This is a genomic window from Nocardioides sp. J9, assembly GCF_007829375.1.
GTDB lineage: Bacteria > Actinomycetota > Actinomycetes > Propionibacteriales > Nocardioidaceae > Nocardioides.
Window position 1 is genome coordinate 1 of sequence record NZ_VLJQ01000073.1, and the last position, 21,195, is coordinate 21,195.

18 protein-coding genes, 2 pseudogenes and 1 riboswitch are annotated in these 21,195 nt (G+C 72.9%); of the genes and pseudogenes, 14 read left to right on the plus strand and 6 right to left on the minus strand.

Translation table 11 applies throughout. From position 1 onward, the window contains the following. Nucleotides 1-503: pseudogene (locus L615_RS11515) on the minus strand (hypothetical protein); the annotation flags it as partial. Nucleotides 504-1,032: 529 nt separating this feature from the next. Beyond that, a riboswitch (cobalamin riboswitch) is annotated at nt 1,033-1,180 on the plus strand. Between the two features lie 70 nt (nt 1,181-1,250). Between L615_RS11515 and L615_RS11520 the strand changes: the two are divergent. The 5 genes from L615_RS11520 to L615_RS11540 are packed head-to-tail and all read left to right on the plus strand — an operon-like array spanning nt 1,251 to nt 6,526. Then, nucleotides 1,251-2,405, plus strand: a complete 1,155-nt coding sequence (locus tag L615_RS11520; protein ID WP_145725151.1) for a hypothetical protein — start codon at nt 1,251-1,253, stop codon at nt 2,403-2,405. After that, nucleotides 2,387-2,995 (plus strand): hypothetical protein, encoded by a 609-nt coding sequence (locus L615_RS11525; RefSeq protein WP_145725152.1) that lies wholly within the window; start codon nt 2,387-2,389, stop codon nt 2,993-2,995. Before L615_RS11520 ends, L615_RS11525 begins: the two co-directional genes overlap by 19 nt. Then, the gene (locus L615_RS11530; protein ID WP_145725153.1) at nt 2,992-4,101 is read left to right on the plus strand and encodes an energy-coupling factor transporter transmembrane protein EcfT; all 1,110 of its coding nucleotides are present in this window, start codon (nt 2,992-2,994) and stop codon (nt 4,099-4,101) included. The genes L615_RS11525 and L615_RS11530 overlap by 4 nt, the downstream gene beginning before the upstream one ends. Beyond that, nucleotides 4,098-5,702, plus strand: coding sequence for an ABC transporter ATP-binding protein (locus tag L615_RS11535; RefSeq protein WP_145725154.1), 1,605 nt, complete (start codon nt 4,098-4,100; stop codon nt 5,700-5,702). The genes L615_RS11530 and L615_RS11535 overlap by 4 nt, the downstream gene beginning before the upstream one ends. Continuing rightward, nucleotides 5,699-6,526 (plus strand): ECF transporter S component, encoded by an 828-nt coding sequence (locus L615_RS11540; protein WP_036516606.1) that lies wholly within the window; start codon nt 5,699-5,701, stop codon nt 6,524-6,526. The genes L615_RS11535 and L615_RS11540 overlap by 4 nt, the downstream gene beginning before the upstream one ends. Before the next feature lie 22 nt (nt 6,527-6,548). Here L615_RS11540 and L615_RS11545 read toward each other — a convergent pair whose 3' ends face one another. The 4 genes from L615_RS11545 to L615_RS11560 all read right to left on the minus strand — a co-directional run bounded on the left by L615_RS11545 (nt 6,549) and on the right by L615_RS11560 (nt 11,546). Further along, entirely contained in the window at nt 6,549-7,709 is a 1,161-nt protein-coding gene (locus tag L615_RS11545; protein WP_145725155.1) for a sorbosone dehydrogenase family protein, read from the minus strand. Further along, entirely contained in the window at nt 7,706-8,641 is a 936-nt protein-coding gene (locus L615_RS11550) for an alpha/beta fold hydrolase (protein WP_145725156.1), read from the minus strand. The genes L615_RS11545 and L615_RS11550 overlap by 4 nt, the downstream gene beginning before the upstream one ends. A 27-nt stretch (nt 8,642-8,668) precedes the next feature. Then, nucleotides 8,669-9,547 (minus strand): DMT family transporter, encoded by an 879-nt coding sequence (locus L615_RS11555; protein ID WP_232221655.1) that lies wholly within the window; start codon nt 9,545-9,547, stop codon nt 8,669-8,671. Between the two features lie 82 nt (nt 9,548-9,629). Beyond that, on the minus strand, nt 9,630-11,546 hold the full coding sequence (locus L615_RS11560) for a hypothetical protein (RefSeq protein WP_036516608.1): 1,917 nt from the start codon (nt 11,544-11,546) through the stop codon (nt 9,630-9,632). Nucleotides 11,547-11,744: 198 nt separating this feature from the next. Here L615_RS11560 and L615_RS11565 point away from each other — a divergent pair, with 198 nt between their 5' ends. The 9 genes from L615_RS11565 to ilvC all read left to right on the plus strand — a co-directional run bounded on the left by L615_RS11565 (nt 11,745) and on the right by ilvC (nt 20,620). After that, on the plus strand, nt 11,745-12,824 hold the full coding sequence (locus tag L615_RS11565; RefSeq protein WP_036516609.1) for a glycosyl hydrolase: 1,080 nt from the start codon (nt 11,745-11,747) through the stop codon (nt 12,822-12,824). Between the two features lie 23 nt (nt 12,825-12,847). Further along, nucleotides 12,848-13,294: an SRPBCC family protein gene (locus L615_RS11570; protein WP_028654224.1), complete on the plus strand. Its 447-nt coding sequence runs from the start codon at nt 12,848-12,850 to the stop codon at nt 13,292-13,294. 42 nt (nt 13,295-13,336) lie between these two features. Further along, entirely contained in the window at nt 13,337-15,184 is a 1,848-nt protein-coding gene (gene ilvD, locus L615_RS11575; RefSeq protein WP_028654225.1) for a dihydroxy-acid dehydratase, read from the plus strand. A gap of 3 nt (nt 15,185-15,187) precedes the next feature. Then, the gene (locus L615_RS11580; protein ID WP_261376650.1) at nt 15,188-15,904 is read left to right on the plus strand and encodes a GNAT family N-acetyltransferase; all 717 of its coding nucleotides are present in this window, start codon (nt 15,188-15,190) and stop codon (nt 15,902-15,904) included. Between the two features lie 176 nt (nt 15,905-16,080). Then, a complete protein-coding gene (locus L615_RS11585; RefSeq protein ID WP_145725157.1) occupies nt 16,081-16,557 on the plus strand; it encodes a DUF6069 family protein in 477 nt (158 codons plus the stop codon). 33 nt (nt 16,558-16,590) lie between these two features. Continuing rightward, nucleotides 16,591-17,025: a VOC family protein gene (locus L615_RS11590; RefSeq protein WP_261376651.1), complete on the plus strand. Its 435-nt coding sequence runs from the start codon at nt 16,591-16,593 to the stop codon at nt 17,023-17,025. Between the two features lie 235 nt (nt 17,026-17,260). Then, nucleotides 17,261-19,021, plus strand: a complete 1,761-nt coding sequence (locus L615_RS11595) for an acetolactate synthase large subunit (protein ID WP_145725158.1) — start codon at nt 17,261-17,263, stop codon at nt 19,019-19,021. Continuing rightward, nucleotides 19,021-19,560 carry an acetolactate synthase small subunit gene (gene ilvN, locus L615_RS11600; protein ID WP_036516611.1) on the plus strand — a complete coding sequence of 180 codons (540 nt, stop codon included), beginning with the start codon at nt 19,021-19,023 and terminating at the stop codon, nt 19,558-19,560. Before L615_RS11595 ends, ilvN begins: the two co-directional genes overlap by 1 nt. 34 nt (nt 19,561-19,594) lie before the next feature. Next, nucleotides 19,595-20,620 (plus strand): ketol-acid reductoisomerase, encoded by a 1,026-nt coding sequence (ilvC, locus tag L615_RS11605; protein WP_028654230.1) that lies wholly within the window; start codon nt 19,595-19,597, stop codon nt 20,618-20,620. 98 nt (nt 20,621-20,718) lie between these two features. Here ilvC and L615_RS11610 read toward each other — a convergent pair. Next, nucleotides 20,719-21,153 (minus strand): annotated as a pseudogene (locus tag L615_RS11610) (EamA family transporter). Between the last annotated feature and the right edge of the window lie 42 nt (nt 21,154-21,195).

Genomic DNA, 21,195 nt, shown 5'->3' on the forward strand with positions numbered 1-21,195 from the left:
GCGATGGCTTCGGTGACGAGGCGGTCGATCTGTGCCCAGGTCACCGACTCCACGGCGATCGCGAGCTGGTGGTCCACCCAGGCTGCTGCCCGTTGGGTGAGGGGGTGGGTGAGCTCGGCGATCCGCAGCGCCCGCCAGGGGGCGAGGTTGCCGTCGAGGACCGCGGTGTAGAGCTCGGGGAGTCGCCAGGCGCACTCGAGGATCTTGCCGACGTAGAGCCGACCACCGTCGGGTGTGCGGCCCAGCACGGCGATGAGCTCCATCAGCGCGAACTCCGACACCAGGGGTGTGCCGGGGCCGGCGATGGGGATGCCGGTGTCGAGGAAGCCGTCCCGGACCGTGGCTGCTTCGTCGGGCTGGTCGACGGTGTTGGCGTGGGCCCATGCCACGATGTGCTTCCACTCGCGGATCTCGAGGTGGGCTCGGGCCTCGGCATCGTCGGCGATCCACGACAGCAGCGATGCTGTCGAGACCTTCGACGAAGGGCTGGTTCCGAGCTCCATGACGGGATTCTTCCGGAGACCACCGACACTTTGATTCGCCGGAAACCCGCCTGTGGACTGGGGATTCTCCAAGGATCTACGATCCACAGCCCGCCTTCAAGGCCGGTGGTTTCGAGGCTCCTCGCTGGCGCTCGTCGCACCTCAACCACCGGGAGACCGGCGCCCAGAAAGACCAGCCCACGACCGCCTACGCGACCGCGAGCCGAAAGGCGGACCCGACCACCTCCCCAGCCCTCCTCGTCGCTGCCTTTCGGAGCTGTACCGGCTACGCGACCGAAGCCCGCCGACACCGACCGCTCCGCCTACGCGACCGCAGGCCGACAGGCGGCCCCGACCACCCGCCCAGCCTCCTCGTCGTTGCCTTTCGGAGCTGTAGCGGCCGCGCGACCGCTAGCCCACCGGGACCGACCCGCGCTCCTCCTGCGCAACCACTGGCCGACCACCGCAGCGAGCGCTACGCCGCACCCGGCGACCCCCTCCCAACGTGCGCCAGGCCACGGCCGCTGTCCACCAAGGCCTCGCCAAGGAGGCGGGAGGGCGAGGTCGCGGTACGCTTCGCGCAAGAACTCAATCACGTCCCTGGCGGGGGAAGCCGGTCCAAGTCCGGCGCTGACCCGCAACCGTAGGCCGCCCTCGGGTGGCAAGCCGGAGTACCTGCCACGGATGTCCTGACACCAACGCTGTCGTGGAAAGCAGCGGGATGTCACCACGTTGGTGCTCCCGCTCGTGCAGCGGGAAGGAACGAACATGCACCCCATCGCTCGCCGGGCGGCCTCCGCCACCGGAGCGCTCGCGCTCGTCGCCGGGCTCGGCCTCGCGGCCTGCTCGCAGGAGAACGACGGCAAGGCCGCGGACGAGGCGCCCGCGGGCGCGACGAACGGGTCCACGGAGCCGGGCGAGCCGACCGAGGCGGCGCTGGCCGGCGCGGCGTGGCTCGAGGGCGAGCTGCAGGGCGGCCTGCTGCACAACCGCGAGTTCGGGACCGACGACCACAGCACGACGGTCGACCTGGCCTACGCGCTGCGGGCGGTCGACCCGGAGAGCCCGGCGCTGACGACGATCACCGAGGCGCTGGCCGAGGGTGCGGAGGCCTACACCAGCCCGGGCAAGGACGTGTGGTCCGGCTCGACCGGCAAGCTCCTGTCGTTCGCCGTCGACCAGGGTGCCGACCCGCGCGACTTCGGCGGCCTCGACCTGGTCGCGCAGCTCGAGGAGCGTACGGCGGACGAAGGTCCCGCGACCGGCCGGATCAGCGACAAGAGCGAGTTCGGCGACTACGCCAACGGCTTCGGCCAGGCGTGGGCCGTGCGCGGCCTGACGCTCGCCGGGTCGGACGAGGCGGACGCCGCCCGCGGCTTCCTGCTCCAGCAGCAGTGCGACGGCGGCTTCTTCCGGCTCTACTTCCCCGAGGCAGACGCCGAGGAGCAGGCGTGCGCCGACGCGAAGCCGGAGCCCGCGGACACCACCGCACTGACCTACGTGCTGCTCCACGACCTCGCCGAGGACGACGAGGAGCTGGCCGCGGCGCTGGCCGAGGGCATCGACTACATCCTCAGCCAGCAGGCCGAGGACGGCTCGTTCTCCGGTGGCGACGGCCAGCTGGTCCCGAACGCCAACAGCACCGGGATGGCCGGGTGGGCCCTCCTCCTCGCCGGTGAGGACGAGGCGGCGGCGAAGGCCGCGGCCTGGGTCCGCGCGCACCAGCTCGGCGAGTGCGAGGGCAAGGTCGGCGCCGACGCCGGCGCGATCGCCTTCGACGACCTCACCCTGGCTGCGGCGGGCAAGCGCGGCCTGACCGCGAAGACCGAGTACCAGTGGCGCCTGGCCACCGCGCAGTCGGTGCCCGCCCTGCTCGCGCTCGACGAGGACGCCCCGGAGGCGCCGTGCCCGGCCGCCTCCTGAGCCTGCTCCTCGCAGCGCTCGCGCTCCCGTCCCTCGCCGCGGCACCCGCCGGTGCCGCGGCGGGGGGCGCGTGCGCGCCCACCGAGGTCACGGTCGTCGTCGACTTCGCCGAGCTCGGTGGTGGCAGCCGGACCGTGTGTGTCGAGGGCGGCGGCCCGGCGAGCCAGCTCTTCCACGACGCCGGCTTCCCGACCGAGGACTCCCCGGCACCGGGCATGAACGGCTTCGTGTGCCGGGTCGCGGGGAAGCCGGCGAACGGCCCGTGCACCAGGGGCGACGCGTACTGGAGCCTGTGGTGGTCGCCGCCGGGTGACGAGCCGGAGTGGTCCTACGCCAGCCTCGGCGTCACGTCGCTCGACCTCGACCCGGGCTCCTTCCTCGCCTTCGTCTGGCACGAGGGCGACGGCGACGTCACCCCGCCCGGGGAGACCGCCCCGGCGGAGAGCGCACCCACCGCAGCAGAGGTCGAGGCTGCGGCGGACAACGGCCGGGACGACGACGACGACGGCTTCCCGTGGCTGCTCCTCGCCGGTGGCGTGGTGGTCCTCGGCGCCGCCGCGGTCGTGCCGATCAGGCGGGCGCGGTCGTGAGGATCGCCCGCGACCTGCACCCCGTCGCCTGGTGGGCCTGGGCCCTCGGGCTCGCGGTCGGGACGTCGTTCACGACCAACCCGTTCCTGCTCGGCCTGCTGCTGGCCGGGATCACGCTGACGGTGCTGTCCTGCCGCTCCGACCAGCCGTGGGCCCGCTCCTTCCGGCTCTACGTGTGGCTGGGCGTCGTCGTGGTCGCCGTGCGCGTCCTGTTCCGCATCCTGCTCGGCGGCAACACCCCGGGCCACGTGCTGTTCAGCCTGCCGACGATCGCACTGCCCGACTGGGTGGCCGGCATCGACCTGCTCGGCCCGTTCACCCGCGAGGAGCTGCTCGCGTCGACCTACGAGGGCCTGCGCCTGGCCACCCTGCTCATCGCGGTCGGGGCCGCCAACGCACTGGCGAACCCGAAGCGGTTGATGAAGTCGCTGCCGCCGGCGCTCTACGAGATCGGCACGGCGATGACCGTGGCGATCAACATCCTGCCCCAGCTCGCGGACAGCGCTGCCCGCGTGCGTGCTGCCCAGCAGCTGCGCGGCGGCCCCGAGGGACGCTTCCACCGGGTCCGGGGCCTGCGCCGCCTCCTGGTCCCCGTGCTCGAGGACGCCTTCGAGCGCTCGCTCGCCCTGGCGGCCGGCATGGMCSCCCGCGGCTACGGCCGGGCCGGCGCCGCGACGCCCGCCCAGCGTCGTACCACCGGCGTGCTCATGGTCACCGGCCTCCTCGGCGTGGTCGTCGGCGTCTACGCGATGCTCGACTCCACCGCGCCGCGCCTGCTCGCCCTGCCGATGCTCGCGGCCGGCATGGCCGTCGCGCTCGCCGGCTTCGTCTCCGCCGGCCGTCGCGTCGAGCGCACCCGCTACCGCCCCGACCGCTGGCGCCTGCCGGAGCTCGTCGTGGTCGCCTCCGGCGTCGTCACCGGCGCCGGACTGTGGGCCCTCGCCCGGTGGGACACCTCCGTCGCCCACCCGGGCGTGCTCGCGGTGCCCGCCGTCACCGTGCCCGCGCTCCTCGCCGTGCTCACCGCCGTCGTCCCGGTGTGGGTCGCCCCGCCGCCGCTGACGACTCGCAACCGCGAGGCCAACCGGGAGGCGGTGGCCGCATGATCGAGCTGCGCGACATCCGCCTCGTGTACGACGACAGCCCGGTCCCGGTGCTCGACGGCGTCGACCTGCGCATCGAGTCGGGCGAGCTGGTCGTCCTCGCCGGTCCCACGGGCGTCGGGAAGTCGACGCTGCTCGGCGTGGTGGCCGGGCTGGTGCCGGGCTTCACCGGCGGCACGCTGAGCGGCGACGTGCTCCTGGACGGGGTCAGCGTGCTCGGCCAGCCGTCGCGCGAGCGGGCGCACGCGATCGGCTACGTGGGCCAGAACCCGCCCGCGTGGTTCGTCACCGACACGGTCGAGGAGGAGCTCGCCTTCGGCATGGAGCAGCTCGGCCTGGCGCCCGCGACGATGCGCCGCCGGGTGGAGGAGACCCTCGACCTGCTCGGCATCGCCGACCTGCGCCACCGCGACCTGCGCACCCTGTCCGGCGGGCAGCAGCAGCGGGTCGCCATCGGGTCGGTGCTGACCACCCATCCGCGCCTGCTGGTGCTCGACGAGCCGACCTCCGCGCTCGACCCCACCGCGGCGGAGGACGTGCTGGCGATCCTCACCCGGCTGGTCCACGACCTCGACGTGTCGGTGCTGCTGGCCGAGCACCGCCTCGAGCGGGTGCTGCCGTTCGCCGACCGGCTCTGCGTCCTCGGTGCCGACCCCGACCGCCCCGGCGCGGTGCGGGTCGGCGACCCCGCCGACCTGCTCCACGACGCCCCGACCGCGCCGCCGCTGGTGGAGCTCGGCCGGCTGGCCGGGTGGGACCCGTTGCCGCTGACCGTCCGCGCCGCCCGGCGGCGCGCCCCCGCGCTGCTCGAGCGGCTGCCGTCCGCTCCGCAGCGGACCGAGGTCCACCGCCTCGTCGTCAGCCACGGCCACCAGCCGGTGCTCCGCGAGGTCGACCTGACGCTGCGTCGTGGCGTGGTGACCGCGCTGATGGGCCGCAACGGCGCCGGGAAGTCGACGCTGCTGTGGACCGTGCAGGGCCGCCACGCGCCGGCTCGCGGCTCGGTCCGCGTGGCCGGCGACGACCCGGCCGGCCTGCGCCCGGAGCAGCGGCGCGCCTCGACGGGGCTGGTGCCGCAGACCCCGGCGGACCTGCTCTACCTCGAGACCGTGGCTGAGGAGTGCGTCGCCGCCGACGCCTCGGCCGGTGCCGCCGCCGGCACCTGCGCCGGCCTGCTGGAGCGGCTCGCCCCCGGCATCGACCCGGCCCGGCACCCGCGTGACCTGTCCGAGGGCCAGCGGCTCGCGCTCGCGGTGGCCATCGTGCTCACCGCGCGCCCGCCGGTGCTGCTGCTCGACGAGCCGACCCGCGGCCTCGACTACCCGGCCAAGCACGCCCTCGCCGAGGTGGTCCGCGAGCTCGCCGCCGAGCCCGGCTCGCCCCGGGCGGTGCTGGTCGCGACCCACGACGTCGAGTTCGTCGCCCAGGTCGCCGACGAGCTCGTCGTGCTCGCCGAGGGCGAGGTCGTCTCCCGCGGCCCGGTCGCCGAGACCGTCGCCGAGTCCCCGGCCTTCGCGCCGCAGGTCGCCAAGGTCCTCGGCAACGGCTGGCTCACCGTCGCCGACGTCGAGCACGCACTCGCCGCCCAGCAGGGGGTGTCGTGACCGGCGTCGCCGTCCCGCTCGCGCCCCGGTCGCGGCTGGTCCTCGCCATCACCTCGGTGATCGGGCTGCTCATGCTCGCCTGGCCGCTGCTGCTCGACATCGACCCCAGCACCGACCGCGTCGACCCGCCGTTCCTCTTCCTCCTCCTGCTGCCGCTCGTGCTCGCCGTCGTCGTGGCCGAGATCAGCGAGGGCGGCATGGATGCCCGCGTCCTCGCGCTGCTCGGGGTGCTGAGCGCGGTGAACGCCGTGCTCCGCCTCGTCAGCGCCGGCACGGCGGGCCTGGAGCTGGTGTTCTTCCTGCTGATCCTCGGCGGGCGGGTGTTCGGCGCCGGCTTCGGCTTCGTGCTCGGCTGCACGTCGCTGTTCGCCTCGGCACTGATGACCGCCGGCGTCGGGCCGTGGCTGCCGTTCCAGATGCTCGTGGCCGCCTGGGTCGGCATGGGCGCCGGCCTGCTCCCGCGCCGGGTCACCGGCCGGGGCGAGGTCGTCATGCTGGTCGTGTACGGCGTGGTGTCGGCCTACCTCTACGGCCTGCTGATGAACCTGCAGGGCTGGCCGTTCATGGCCGGCATCCGGGTGCCCGGCCAGGACTCCAGCGAGCTGTCGTACGTCCCCGGGGCCCCGGTGCTCGAGAACCTGCACCACTTCCTCGTCTACACGGTGCTGACGTCGACCGGAGGCTGGGACACCGGCCGCGCACTGATGAACGCGCTCGCCATCGCCGTGCTCGGCCCGGCGGTGCTGACCACGCTGCGCAGGGCCGCGCGCCGCGCGCGGATCACCCGCGTCGAGGCGCCGGTCGCGGCCGACCAGCCCGACTGACCAGCGCGACTGACCAGCGCGACTAGGGCTCGATCAGCAGGATCCGGTCGTCCTCGGCGGCCGGGGTCCCGCGGCCGTCCTTGTTGCTGGTGGCGAGCCACAGCCGCCCGTCGGCGTCGCGGGCCACGGTGCGCAGGCGGCCGTACTCGCCGCCGTCGTCGCCCTCGAAGTAGGCCGTGGGGTCGCTCGCCTGGCCGGCGGCGACCTTGACCCGCCACAGCCGCTCGCCGCGCAGGCCGGCCATCCACAGGTAGCCAGCGGCGTAGGCGAGGCCCGACGGCGACGCCTCGTCGGTGCCCCAGGTCAGCTGGGGCTGGGCGAACCTCCTCGGCCCGCCGGTGCCCTCGACCCGGGGCCAGCCGTAGTTCTCGCCCGGCAGGATGCGGTTGAGCTCGTCGGCCTTGCTGTCCCCGAACTCCGAGGCCCACAGCGAGCCGTCGGGGTCGAAGGCCAGGCCCTCGACGTTGCGGTGGCCCCACGACCAGACCTCGGTGCCGAACGGGTKGTCGGGCGCCGGCCGGCCGTCCGCCGTGATCCGCAGGATCTTGCCGGCCAGCGACCTCCGGTCCTGGGCCAGGTCGCGGTCGCCGACCTCGCCGGTCGAGACGTAGAGGTAGCCGTCGGGGCCGAAGGCGAGGCGTCCGCCGTCGTGGTTGGTGCCGGCCGGGATGCCGGTCAGCACGGGCTCCGGCTCGCCGAGCCGGTCGTCGCGCAGCTGGGCGCGCACGACCCGGTTGTCCTCGGCGGTGGTGACGTAGAAGTAGACGAGGTTGTCGCTGGCGAAGGTGGGGGAGACGGCGACGCCGAGCAGGCCGGCCTCGCCGCGCGGGGCAGCGGGGAGCTGCCCGGCCTCGACGACCTCGCCCTCCTGCTGGGTCGGTTTGCCGCCCTCGACCTCGGGCGCGGTGACCACCAGCACCCGCGCGGAGTCGCGCTCGGTCACGACTGCCCGGCCGTCGGGGAGGAAGTCGATGCCCCAAGGCACGGCGAGCCCGGAGGCGACGGTGGCGACCACGTCGGGGACGCCGTCGACGGCGACGACGATCTTGCCGTCGCGGACCGTGCCGGTGGGCGCGGCGGTCGCGGTGCCGGAGACGTCGATGTCGACCTCGTTGCCGCCCTGGCCGCACGCCGTGGCGACCAGCGCCAGTGCCGCCAGCGACGCGGCGAGGGGGCGCCTCACCCGAGGTCCTTCGAGAAGTCCAGCAGCAGCTGGTGGACCCGCTCCGGCTGCTCGAGCTGGATGAAGTGCGAGCCGCGGAGCTCGACGTACTCCGTCGGCACCCCACGGTCGGCGAGCCGCCGCGACGCGCTCGCCATGTCGCGGGCGCCCGCGAGGATGTCGAACCGGCCGGAGACGAAGAGCGTGGGCACGTCGATCCGGCTGAGCCGGACCCGCGGGTGGCGCGAGGTGGCGATGGCGAGCCGGGCGTACCAGTCCACGGGCGTGGTCAGGAACTCCTTGAGCCCGACGGCGGCGGCCTCGGGGTCGGCGACCTGGAACATGAAGCCGGTGCGGCCGAGCAGCCTCACCATGCCCGGGGTGACCGGGACCCGGCGCACGACGGGGTTGGCGACGGGCCCGCTGAGCGTCGCGACGCGGCAGAGGCTCACGGTCAGCGCCCGCGCGGCGAGCCGGGGGAGCCGGAAGGGCGCGAGCATGGTGGCGAAGGTGTCGCCCGGGACCCCGGCCATCGCGAAGATGCCGCGCACCCGCTCGGGGTGGCGGTAGGTCATCTCGAAGGCGGTGTTGACGCCCATCGACCAGCCCATGAGCACCGCGCTGTCGATGCCGAAGTGGTCCATGACCGACAGGCCGTCCTGGACGAAGTGCTCGATCTCGATGTGCCTGCGGTCGCGCGGACGGTCCGAGCCGCCGACCCCGCGGTGGTTCCAGGAGACGATCCGTACGCCGCACTCCGGGTCGAGCAGCCACGGCCACAGGTGGGGGTTCGTCCCGAGCCCGTTGCACAGCACCACGGTGGGGCCGTCGATCACGCCGTCGGGGTCGTTGGTCCACGCCCGGACGTGGGTCCCGTCGTCGGAGAGGATGTCGCGGTAGGCCAGCGAGGGCTTCCGGACGACCTGGTCGGGGCGGGGAGCAGGGGTCGCCATGGCCCCGATTCTGCCCGACCCGCGGGCTCAGCCGATGTCAGGCGGCTGGATCGGACGGCGGGTCGCCCGCGTCGCGCCCACGCTGGCGACCACCACGCACCCGATGGCGAGCCACTGGACGGGGGCGAGGTCCTCGCCGACGACCGCGAGGCCGGCGAGCGCCGCGGCGGCCGGCTCGAGGCTCATCAGCACGCCGAAGGTGGCCGCCGGCAGGGTGCGCAGGGCGACGAGCTCCGCGCTGTAGGGCACCACCGAGCTGAGCAGGCCGACGGCGGCCCCGATGAGCAGGACCCGGTCGTCGACGAGGTCGCCGCCGTCGACGGTGAGCAGCAGCGGGGACAGCAGGCCGACGGCGATCAGCGCGGCCACGGCGAGCCCGTCGATGCCCGGCCACCGGGCGCCGGTCGCCGCGCTGGACAGGATGTAGCCGGCCCACCCGGCGCCGGCGAGCAGCGCGAAGGCGACGCCGGCGGGGTCGAGGTGGCCGCGCTCGAAGCCGAGCAGCACGACCCCGACCGCCGCGAGGACGACCCACCCGAGGTCGCGCGGCCGGCGGAAGCCGACGGCGGCGAGCACGAGCGGGCCGATGAACTCGATGGTCACCGCGACACCGATCGGGATCCGTGAGAAGGACTGGTAGATCGCCCAGTTCATCAGCCCCAGGCAGGCGCCGTACCTGGCTGCGACGAGCCAGTCGAGGCGGGTGCGCCCCCGCAGGCGCGGCCGGGCCCAGACCAGCAGCACCAGGGCGCTGGTCGCCAGCCGCAGCCACACGACGCCGTCGGGCTCGAGGTCCTCGAACAGGAGCTTGGCGAAGCCGGCCCCGAGCTGCACCGACGCGATGCTGAGCACGACCAGGCCGATCGCCGCAGGCAGCGCGGGCCGTCGGTGGTCGGTGGCACTCACCCGGTCAACGTAGGGCCTGGTCCGCGGGCGCGCCGAACCGCCGGTCCCCCTCGCGGGGACCGGCGGTGCGACGACGCGGCGGTTACTTGGCGACGACCAGGCCGTCGATCCGGACCTGGCGTCCGGTGGGGCTGACGACCTTGACCTTGAGCGTCCCGCTGCGCACCGAGCCCCAGGTCGTGATCGGGTAGACCTTCTTCTTCGCGGCGGTGCCCTTGAGGCTGATGGTCCGCACGAGGGTGCCGTTCCACCGCACCTCGACCTTGCCGCCGTTCGGCACCCGGTGGGCGACCAGGGCGACCCGCTTCGCCTTGATGCCGGCGCGGGTGAGCGTGCGGCCCTTCGTCGAGGTGGTGGTCAGGGTTCCCTCGAAGTGGCCGGACCCGTTGGCGCGGGTCCATCCCTTGGCGCCGAGCGCCCGGTCGTCGAGCGGGACGCTGGTGCAGCGCAGCGCAGAGCGGGCGCCGAGGTTGGACAAGCCGTCGACGGACTGCGTCTCGAAGCAGTACGTCCGGCCGGGGGCGCCCTTGAAGGCGAACGGGCTGGCCTTCAGGTTGTTGCCGACGACGGTCGCGTCGCCGAAGGCCGCCTGGTTCCACGCGGAGGTGCGGACGATGACATCGGTCGACTGCACGGAGGAGAGGGCGTCGGTGGCGGTCCAGCCGACGGGGAAGGTCCGGCTGAGCGTCTGGGCCTTGAGCGCGCTCGACGGGGCGGAGGTGGGGCCGGTCAGGTCGAGCCAGTCCGCCTGGACGTAGGACGAGCCGCCGTTGGCGACGATGCTGACGCCCACCACGTTGCCCTGGCTGTCGGTGTCTGCGGCACGCTCGCCGTCCGATGCGCCACCGTCGTAGGTCTTGAAGCCCTGCACGGCGCTGGTGCGGTACCGGAACGTGAGACGGCCGTCGCCCTCGTAGACGATCACACGGCGGCTGGTGTCCGACTCGAACGGGATCGGGTGGACCGAGAGGGTGGTGTCGGCGTCGTGCAGCACCGGGGTGCCGAAGTCCCCGACGGCGGGACGGTGGGCGACGTGCAGCTCGTAGCCGCTGCCCGTGGACTGTGCCCAGCTCGCCACGGCCGAGCCCCCGGGGGAGACGTCGATCGCCATCGTGGCGACCTTGGCGCCGGGCAACGAGACGATGTCGGGGTTGCTGACCTGTCCGGTCGCCGAGATGTTGGCGGCGACGACCCGGGCGAGCTCGCCGTCCTGGGCGCGGTAGAGGACCGTGCCGATCCCGTTGTCGGCGACGCCCACCCGGGGGACGCCCGCGTCCTCGGGCCACAGCGCCACGTCCGGGGTGGTCCATCCCGTGGTGGCCGTGCGGCGGCTCGCCTTGACGATGTCCCGCCCCTCGCCGAGACCCTCGAACGCCGTGACCGCGACGCCCGACGGCGTGACGTCCAGCGAGGGGAACCACCCCTGCGGGCTCACCTGAGTGAGGACCGGTGCCGCTCCCTTGGCCCACAGCGCGGCCCGGATCGGGGCCGCGGCCTGGACGCTCGCGGCAATCACGACGTGCACCCGGCCGGCGCCGTCCATCGCGGCCTCGGTCTCCTTGATCCCGGTGGTGTCGGGGCCGCTGAGCGTCGCTGGGCCGTCCCACTTCCCTCCGCCGAGGTAGCGGGCACCCCGCACCCGCTCCTGCCCGTTGATGGTCTGGGTCCACACCGCCGCGACGTCCCCGGCGTCGTTCCCGACGACGTGGAGGTTCTCGATCGCGCTCGCCACGCCGTGCGTGACGTCGACCGGCGCAGCCCAGGCGCCGTCGGTGCCGTGGGCGGCGTAGATCCGCTCGCCGCCCTCGACCGGCTTCACCCACGCGGCGACCGCGTCACCGGGGGTCGTACCGACGACGTCGACCTCGCTGGGCAGTGCGCCGAGCGGGCTGATCCTGCCGCTGTCGATGCCACCAGCGGCCTGAGCAGGGGTGGTGCCGAGGGCGAGGGTGCCGACCGCGAGGGTGGCGGCGGCGAGTCCGAGGAGCTGCGTGCGCATGGAGGGTGCCTTCCTGTGGGGCCAGCGGCCTGTCCGCCGGGTGTCCGTCGGGGGTAGGAGCAGCCGCGGCGCCGGACCTTGCAGAAAACCTGCGGAATCTTCCGATGACTTTTCCCGGCGGGTGGGGTCACAGTGGGAGCAGGCGCGACGGGACCGCGGGACGAGCCCGCGGGACACGGCGCGGGGCTGGAGGCAGGGATGACGACGATCCTCATGGTCGGGACGCGCAAGGGGCTCTGGGTGGGCACCTCGGAGGACCGTGCAGAGTGGTCCTTCACCGGCCCGCACCACGACATGGAGGAGGTCTACTCCGGCCTCGTCGACACCCGCGGTGAACGCCCGCGGCTCTTCGCCGGTGCGTCGTCGAGCTGGCTCGGGCCGCAGCTGCGGTGGTCCGACGACCTCGGCGGGACCTGGCAGGAGACCCCGAACGGCGCCGTCCGCTTCCCGGAGGGCGCGGGCGCCACGGTCGAGCGGATCTGGCAGGTCGTCCCCGGCACCGAGCCCGGGGTGCTCCATGCCGGCACCGAGCCGGGCGCGGTGTTCACCTCGCGCGACGGGGGAGCGACCTTCGCCCTGGAGGAGGGGCTGTGGAACCACCCGCACCGCGCCGAGTGGGGCGAGGGCTTCGGGGGCCAGGCGTTCCACACGGTCCTGCCGCACCCGACCGACCCGCAGTCGATCACCGTCGCCATCTCCACCGGCGGCGTCTACCGCACCACTGACGGCGGCGCGACGTGGGAGCCGCGCAACAAGGGCATCCGGGCCGACTTCCTGCCCGAGGACCAGCGCTACCCCGAGTTCGGGCAGTGCGTGCACAAGGTCGCCCGGCACCCCAGCCGCCCCGAGCGGCTCTACGCCCAGAACCACGGCGGCGTCTACCGCTCCGACGACGAGGGCGGCACGTGGACCTCGATCGGCGACGACCTGCCGAGCGACTTCGGGTTCCCGGTCGTCGTGCACCCGCACCGTCCCGACACGATCTGGGTGTTCCCGCTCGGCGGGGGCGACCGGCGCTACCCGCCCGACGCGAGGGCGCAGGTGTGGCGCTCCGACGACGCGGGGGAGTCGTGGACGGCGTACGGCGAGGGCCTGCCCGACGCCTTCTACGTCGGCGTGATGCGCGACGCGATGTGCGTGGACTCCCACGACCCCGCCGGCCTCTACATCGGGGCCCGCAACGGGTCGGTCTGGGCGTCCGCCGACGACGGCGAGACCTGGCGCCAGGTGGCCGCAGACCTGCCGGACGTGATGTCGGTCAAGGTCGGCGTCGCGTGAGCCACGCTCGGTAGGGTCCGGTCATGCCCGCCTTCTCCCAGACCCACGAGACGACGATCCAGGCGTCCCCGGAGACCGTCCACGCGCTGGTCGACGACTTCCACCAGTGGGTCAAGTGGTCCCCGTGGGAGGGCCTCGACCCCGACCTGCAGCGCACGTACGACGGCGAGGGCGTCGGCGCGACCTACGCCTGGTCGGGCAACAAGAAGGCCGGCCAGGGCCGGATGACCTTCACCTCGATCACGCCCGCGCAGGTGGTCGTCGCGCTGGAGTTCCTCAAGCCGTTCCGCGCGGAGAACACCGTCACCTTCGACCTCACGCCGGTCGACGGTGGCACCCGGGTGGCCTGGACGATGAGCGGCGAGCGCAACGCCGTCATGTCGGCCATGGGCCGGCTGTTCTTCGACAAGGCGATCGGCAAGGACTTCGAGAAGGGCCTCGCCGCGCTGAAGCGCGCTGCCGAGGGGTGAGCGGATGGGGGAGGCTCACGCCCGGAGGCGTAGCCTTGACCCATGCCAACCCTGCGTTCTGCGACGTCCACCTCGGGCCGCAACATGGCCGGCGCACGTGCCCTCTGGCGCGCGACCGGCATGACGGACTCGGACTTCGGCAAGCCGATCATCGCCATCGCGAACTCGTTCACCGAGTTCGTGCCCGGGCACGTCCACCTGCGTGACCTCGGCAAGATCGTCGCCGAGTCGGTCGTCGCCAACGGTGGCGTGGCGAAGGAGTTCAACACCATCGCGGTCGACGACGGCATCGCGATGGGCCACGGCGGGATGCTCTACTCGCTGCCGTCGCGCGAGCTGATCGCCGACGCGGTCGAGTACATGGTCCAGGCGCACTGCGCCGACGCGATCGTGTGCATCTCCAACTGCGACAAGATCACGCCCGGCATGCTGCTCGCCGCCCTGCGACTCAACATCCCGGTCGTGTTCGTCTCCGGCGGCCCGATGGAGGCCGGCAAGACCCAGGCCATCGAGGGCGTCGTGCACTCCAAGCTCGACCTGGTCGACGCCATGTCCGCGTCCGCCAACGACGCGGTCACCGACGAGCAGCTCGACGTCATCGAGCGCTCCGCCTGCCCGACCTGCGGCTCCTGCTCGGGCATGTTCACCGCGAACTCGATGAACTGCCTGACCGAGGCCATCGGCCTCTCGCTGCCGGGCAACGGCTCGACGCTGGCCACGCACGCCAAGCGCCGCGCGCTCTTCGAGGAGGCCGGGCGGGTCGTCATGGACCTGTGCCGTCGCTACTACGACGAGGACGACGAGTCCGTCCTGCCGCGCAACATCGCCAACCGCTCCGCGTTCGAGAACGCCGTCGCGCTCGACGTCGCCATGGGCGGCTCGACCAACACCGTGCTGCACCTGCTGGCCGCTGCCCGCGAGGCCGAGCTCGACTTCGACGTGCACGCGATCGACGAGATCTCCCGCCGCGTGCCGTGCCTGTCGAAGGTCGCGCCGAACTCGCCGATCTACCACATGGAGGACGTCCACCGTGCCGGCGGCATCCCCGCCCTGCTCGGCGAGCTGCGTCGCGGCGGCGCGCTCAGGGAGGACGTGCACTCGGTGCACGCGCCGAACCTCGACGAGTGGCTGGGCAAGTGGGACATCCGCAGCGAGGACCCCTCGCCCGAGGCCCTGGACCTGTTCAGCGCAGCCCCCGGCGGCGTGCGCACCACCGAGCCGTTCTCGACCGAGAACGTCTGGGGCAGCCTGGACACCGACGCGGCCGACGGTTGCATCCGCGACTTCGAGCACGCCTACAGCGCCGACGGCGGCCTGGCGATCCTGACCGGCAACATCGCCGAGGACGGCTGCGTCGTGAAGACCGCCGGTGTCGCCGAGGAGGCGCTGGTCTTCCACGGCACCGCGATCGTCTTCGAGTCGCAGGAGGCGGCCGTCGAGGGCATCCTCGGCAAGAAGGTCGAGGCCGGCCACGTCGTCGTCATCCGCTACGAGGGCCCCAAGGGCGGCCCCGGCATGCAGGAGATGCTCTACCCGACGGCCTTCCTGAAGGGCCGCGGCCTGGGCGCCAAGTGCGCCCTGATCACCGACGGCCGGTTCTCCGGCGGCACGAGCGGCCTGTCCATCGGGCACATCTCGCCCGAGGCGGCCGGCGGCGGCCTGATCGCGCTCGTCGAGGACGGCGACCCGATCTCGATCGACATCCCGAACCGCCGCATCCACCTCGACGTCGACGAGCACACCCTCGCCGAGCGCCGGGTGCTGCAGGAGAAGCGCGACAAGCCCTACACCCCGCTGGACCGCCAGCGCCCGGTGTCGGCCGCGCTGCGGGCCTACGCCTCGATGGCCACCGCCGCCTCCGACGGCGCCTACCGCCGCGTCCCCGACTGACGGGTGCCCGAGGTCAACGCCTTCGGGCAGCAGGTCGGTCCCGAGGTCCCCGGCTGGGCGCCACGGCCGTGGCCGGAGCCGGTCACCATGACCGGGCGGTACGTCGAGGTGCGCCCGCTCACGTCGGCGCACTATGCCGACCTCTTCGCCGCGACGTGCGGCGAGGGTGACGACGACCTGTGGACCTATCGGCCGGTCCCGCGGCCCACGTCGCTGCCGACGCTGTGGATGCACCTCGCGGCGCACCTCGAGTCGCCGGAGCTGGTGACCTTCGCGCTGGTGCCCCTGGAGGGGGAGCGGGCCGGGCGTGCGAGCGGCGTGGCGTCGTACGCGCGCATCGAGCCGGCGCACGGGCAGGTCGAGGTCGCCGGGGTCCTTCTCGGCCGGGCGCTGCAGCGCACGCGGGCGGCCACCGAGGCGATCCACCTGCTCATGCGGCACGCGTTCGACGACCTCGGCTACCGGCGCTTCGAGTGGAAGTGCGACAGCCTCAACGAGCCGTCGCGCCGGGCGGCGCTGCGCCTGGGCTTCGTGGAGGAGGGGCGCTTCCGCAACCACATGGTCACCCAGGGGCGCAGCCGCGACACCGACTGGTTCTCCGTCACCGACGGCGAGTGGCCGGCGGTCCGCGCCGCGCATGAGTCGTGGCTGGACCCGGGCAACTTCGACGAGGACGGCCGGCAGCGCACCGCCCTCAGCGCGGCGACGGCCCGCGCCTAGCGGCCGACCTGCTGCAGCACGGCCCGGGCCTGCGGGGGTGACGTCGTCGCACCCGCGGGCGGCGAACCCGGCCCGGGCAATCTCCGGCCCGGGTGTCGTACGGGCGCCGGGCCCTTCGTGGAGGAGGTGAGGGGCGGCCGAGGAGCCGCCACACCACTGCACCGAGAGGAACGGACATGTCCGTCATCACCAGCACCACCGCCAGCACCGCCAGCACCAGCACCGCCAGCGCCGCCCGTACGCCGCGCCGTGTCCCGCTCGTCGTCGCCGCCAGCGGCGCCGTCGTCGCCGGCGCCGCCGCCACCACTGCCTTCGAGCTGCTCGCCCGGGCCGTCGGGGTCGACATCGCACTCGCCTTCGGGACCGCGCCGGAGCCGATGCCGGTCGGCGGCTTCTTCACCGCCGTCGTGGCCCTCGGGCTCGTCGGCGTCGTGATCGCCGCCGTGCTGTCCCGCTTCGCCCGCCGCCCGCGCCGCACGTGGACGCGCGCCGCCTGGGCGCTGACCGTCGTCTCGCTCGTCCCGCCGATGCTGGTCTCCACGCCCGGTGCTGCGACCAACGCGGTCCTCGTGCTCGCGCACGTCGTCCCGGCCGTCGTCATCGTCCCGCTGGTCGCCCGGCGCCTCGCGCCGGTCAACCCGCGGCGGGCCTGACCGGGGCTGACGGTCCCGACGAGGAGTGGCAGGGTGGCGTCCGTGGACCAGCGGATCAGCTTCATCACCCTGGCTGTCGCCGACATCGACGCCACCCGCCGCTTCTACGTCGAGGGCCTCGGCTGGACCCCCGAGCTCGACGTGCCGGGGGAGGTCATCATGATCCGCACCGGCCAGCAGCTGCTGCTCTCGCTGTGGGAGCGCAGCCACTTCGAGACCGAGGTGGGAGCGGTGAAGTCCGGTCCCGGCGTCGCACCACTCACCATCGCGCACAACGTCGCCACCCCGGAGGAGGTCGACGCAGTGCTCGCCACAGCCCGCGCCGCGGGCTCGCCGCACGTCGAGGACGCGGTCCAGCGGGACTGGGGCGGCTACACCGGCTACTTCGCCGATCCGGACGGCTTCCGCTGGGAGATCGCGTTCAATCCCGACCCCCGGTTGAGCGCCATCGTGCTGGCCACACCCTGAGACGTCTGTCTTGGTATGTGGGACGAGGGCGGTAGGCTATTCGACGGCACGCCGGGGTTCGGCGTACGGTGGGCCCATGCTTCACCAGCTTCTCGTACGCCCCGGACGCGCCGCCTGACCACGTCAGACGACGCGTCCCACCCCTCGTTGCCTCAGCAACTGAGGGGTTTTTGTTTGCACGGCGAACCACATCCCTCCCGGCGCACCTCCGGGGCAGCACAGACAGGAAACACGGATGACTGAGCAGCAGGGCTCGGGCGACACGATCACCGGCGCACAGAGCCTGGTCCGCTCGCTGGAGGCAGCGGGCGTCACCGACATCTTCGGCATCCCGGGTGGCGCGATCCTCCCGGCGTACGACCCGCTGATGGACAGCAGCATCCGCCACATCCTCGTGCGTCACGAGCAGGGCGCCGGCCACGCTGCGCAGGGCTACGCCTCGGCGTCGGGCCGCGTGGGCGTGTGCATGGCGACGTCCGGCCCGGGCGCGACCAACCTGGTCACCCCGCTCGCCGACGCCCACATGGACTCGGTGCCGATGGTCGCGATCACCGGCCAGGTCGGCGCGTCGATGATCGGCACGGACGCCTTCCAGGAGGCGGACATCCGCGGCATCACGATGCCGATCACCAAGCACAACTTCCTGGTCACCGACCCCGCCGAGATCCCGACGAAGATCGCCGAGGCGTTCCACATCGCCTCCACCGGCCGCCCCGGCCCGGTGCTCGTCGACGTCACCAAGTCGGCGCTGCAGGCGCAGACCGGCTTCGCCTGGCCCCACGAGATCAGCCTGCCCGGCTACCGCCCGGTCACCCGGCCGCACGCCAAGCAGATCCGCGAGGCGACCCGGCTGATCCTCGAGTCCCGCAAGCCGGTCCTCTACGTCGGCGGCGGCMCCATCCGCTCCGGCGCTGCGAAGGAGCTGGCGACCCTCGCCGAGCTCACCGGCATCCCGGTGGTCACCACGCTGATGGCGCGCGGCGCGTTCCCGGACAGCCACCCGCAGCACCTCGGCATGCCGGGCATGCACGGCACCGTCGCCGCGGTGGCCGCGCTGCAGAAGAGCGACCTGATCATCAGCCTCGGCGCCCGCTTCGACGACCGCGTCACCGGCAACCTCGACTCGTTCGCACCCGGCGCGAAGGTCATCCACGCCGACATCGACCCGGCGGAGATCGGCAAGAACCGCTTCGCCGACGTCCCGATCGTCGGCGACGTGCGCGAGGTCCTGCTCGACCTGGTCACCGCGCTGCGCACCGAGGCCGAGGCCGGCCGGACCGGCGACTACGAGGGCTGGGTCGCGTTCTGCGCCGGGGTGAAGAAGAAGTACCCGCTCGGCTACGACAAGCCCGCCGACAACGGCCTCGCGCCGCAGTACGTCATCGAGCGGCTCGGCGCCATCTCCGGCCCGGACTCGATCTACACCGCCGGCGTCGGCCAGCACCAGATGTGGGCGGCCCAGTTCGTCGGCTACGAGCGCCCCAACACGTGGATCAACTCCGGCGGCCTCGGTACCATGGGCTTCGCGGTCCCCGGCGCGATGGGCGCCAAGGTCGCGATGCCCGACCAGACGGTGTGGGCGGTCGACGGCGACGGCTGCTTCCAGATGACCAACCAGGAGCTCGCCACCTGCGCGATCAACAACATCCCGATCAAGGTCGCGGTCATCAACAACGAGTCGCTCGGGATGGTCCGGCAGTGGCAGACGCTGTTCTACAACTCTCGCTACTCCAACACCGACCTGCAGTCGAAGCGGATCCCCGACTTCGTGAAGCTCGCCGAGGCCTACGGCBGCGBCGGCCTCGCCTGCGAGTCGCCCGACGACGTCGACGCCACGATCGCCAAGGCGATGGAGATCAACGACGTCCCCGTCGTGGTCGACTTCCGCGTCCACCGCGACGCGATGGTGTGGCCGATGGTCGCGGCCGGCACCAGCAACGACGACATCAAGTACGCGCGCGACCTCGCGCCCCAGTTCGACGAGGACGATCTCTGATGGCCCAGCACACCCTGTCCGTCCTGGTCGAGGACAAGCCCGGCGTCCTGGCCCGGATCTCGGCGCTGTTCAGCCGCCGCGGGTTCAACATCACCTCGCTGGCGGTCGGTCCGACCGAGCACCCGGAGATCTCGCGGATGACGATCGTCGTCAACGTGGAGTCCTCGCCGCTCGAGCAGGTCACCAAGCAGCTCAACAAGCTGGTCGAGGTCATCAAGATCGTCGAGCTCGACCCGGCCGCGTCGGTCAACCGCGAGCTCGTCCTGGTCAAGGTCGGCGCCACGGCGGAGAACCGCAGCCAGGTGCTCGACGTCGTCCAGCTCTTCCGCGCCAAGGTCATCGACGTGGCCTCCGACGCGATCACCATGCAGGTGGTCGGCAACGCCGACAAGATCGCCGACTTCCTGCGCGTGCTCGAGCCCTTCGGCATCCGCGAGCTCGTCCAGTCCGGCATGGTGGCCATCGGCCGCGGGTCGCGCTCGATCTCCGAGCGCAGCAAGCCCGTCGCCGTCCCGGTCCCGCCGGCCGCGAACGCCTGATTTCCCAACCCCAACCCAGCAAGGAGAAGCCCCAGTGGCTGAGATTTTCTACGACGACGACGCCGACCTGTCCCTCATCCAGGGCAAGCACGTCGCGGTCATCGGTTACGGCAGCCAGGGCCACGCGCACGCGCTCAACCTGCGCGACTCGGGCGTCGACGTGCGGGTCGGCCTGAAGGAGGGCTCGAAGAGCCGCCCGAAGGCGGAGGAGCAGGGCCTGCGCGTGCTCACCCCGCGCGAGGCGGCGGAGGAGGCCGACGTCATCGTCATCCTCGCCCCCGACCAGCACCAGCGGAAGCTCTACGCCGAGGACATCGCCCCCGCGCTGACCGCCGGCGACACCCTGGTCTTCGGCCACGGCTTCAACATCCGCTTCGGCTACATCAAGGCTCCCGAGGGTGTCGACGTCATCATGGTCGCCCCGAAGGCCCCGGGCCACACGGTGCGCCGCGAGTACGTCGCCGGCCGCGGTATCCCGGACATCATCGCCGTCGAGCAGGACGCCTCCGGCAGCGCGTGGGACCTCGCCAAGTCCTACGCGAAGGCCATCGGCGGCACCCGCGCCGGCGTCATCAAGACCACCTTCACCGAGGAGACCGAGACCGACCTGTTCGGTGAGCAGGCCGTCCTCTGCGGTGGCGTCTCGCACCTGGTCCAGGCCGGCTTCGAGGTCCTGACCGAGGCCGGCTACCAGCCGGAGATCGCCTACTTCGAGGTGCTCCACGAGCTGAAGCTCATCGTCGACCTCATGTGGGAGGGCGGCATCGCCAAGCAGCGCTGGTCGGTCTCCGACACCGCCGAGTACGGCGACTACGTCTCCGGCCCGCGCGTCGTGACCCCGGCCGTCAAGGACTCGATGAAGGCGGTCCTCGCCGACATCCAGAGCGGTGCCTTCGCCGAGCGTTTCATCGGCGACCAGGACAACGGTGGCGCCGAGTTCCTCAAGCTCCGCGAGGAGGAGGCCGCCCACCCGATCGAGGCGACCGGCAAGGCGCTGCGCGCCCACTTCTCGTGGAAGCAGACCGACGACGACTACACCGAGGGCTCGGCCGCCCGCTGACCAGCGGCCCTCAGCAGCACCAGCGTCGAACGCCCCCGGGACCCACGTGGCCCCGGGGGCGTTCGCGCGTCCCGGCCCGGGTGCGCCGCCCCGGCACCTCAGCCGCTGACGACCAGCAGCACCGCACCGGCGCCGACCAGGCCGACCCCGGCCCACTGCAGCAGCGACAGCCGCTCGCCGAGCAGGGTGACGCCGAAGACCGCGACCAGCACGACGCTCAGCTTGTCCACCGGAGCGACCAGTGACGCGTCACCGACCTTGAGGGCGCGGAAGTAGCAGATTCACGACGCCCCGGTCGCGAGGCCCGACAGCACGAGGAAGAACCACGTGCGGCCGCTGACGTCGCCGGGGGAGTGGAGCTTGCCGAGCGCCACCAGGATCAGCCCGAGGGTCACCAGGATGACGATCGTCCGCACGAAGGTCGCCACGTCGGAGTCGATCTCCTTCACGCCGACCTTGGCGAAGATCGCCGTCAGGGCCGCGAACACCGCGGACAACAACGCCCAGAACCACCAGGTCGAGGTGAGGTCCATGCCTCGGATCCTCGCGCCCTGGTGGCCCCGGGTCACGCCGCT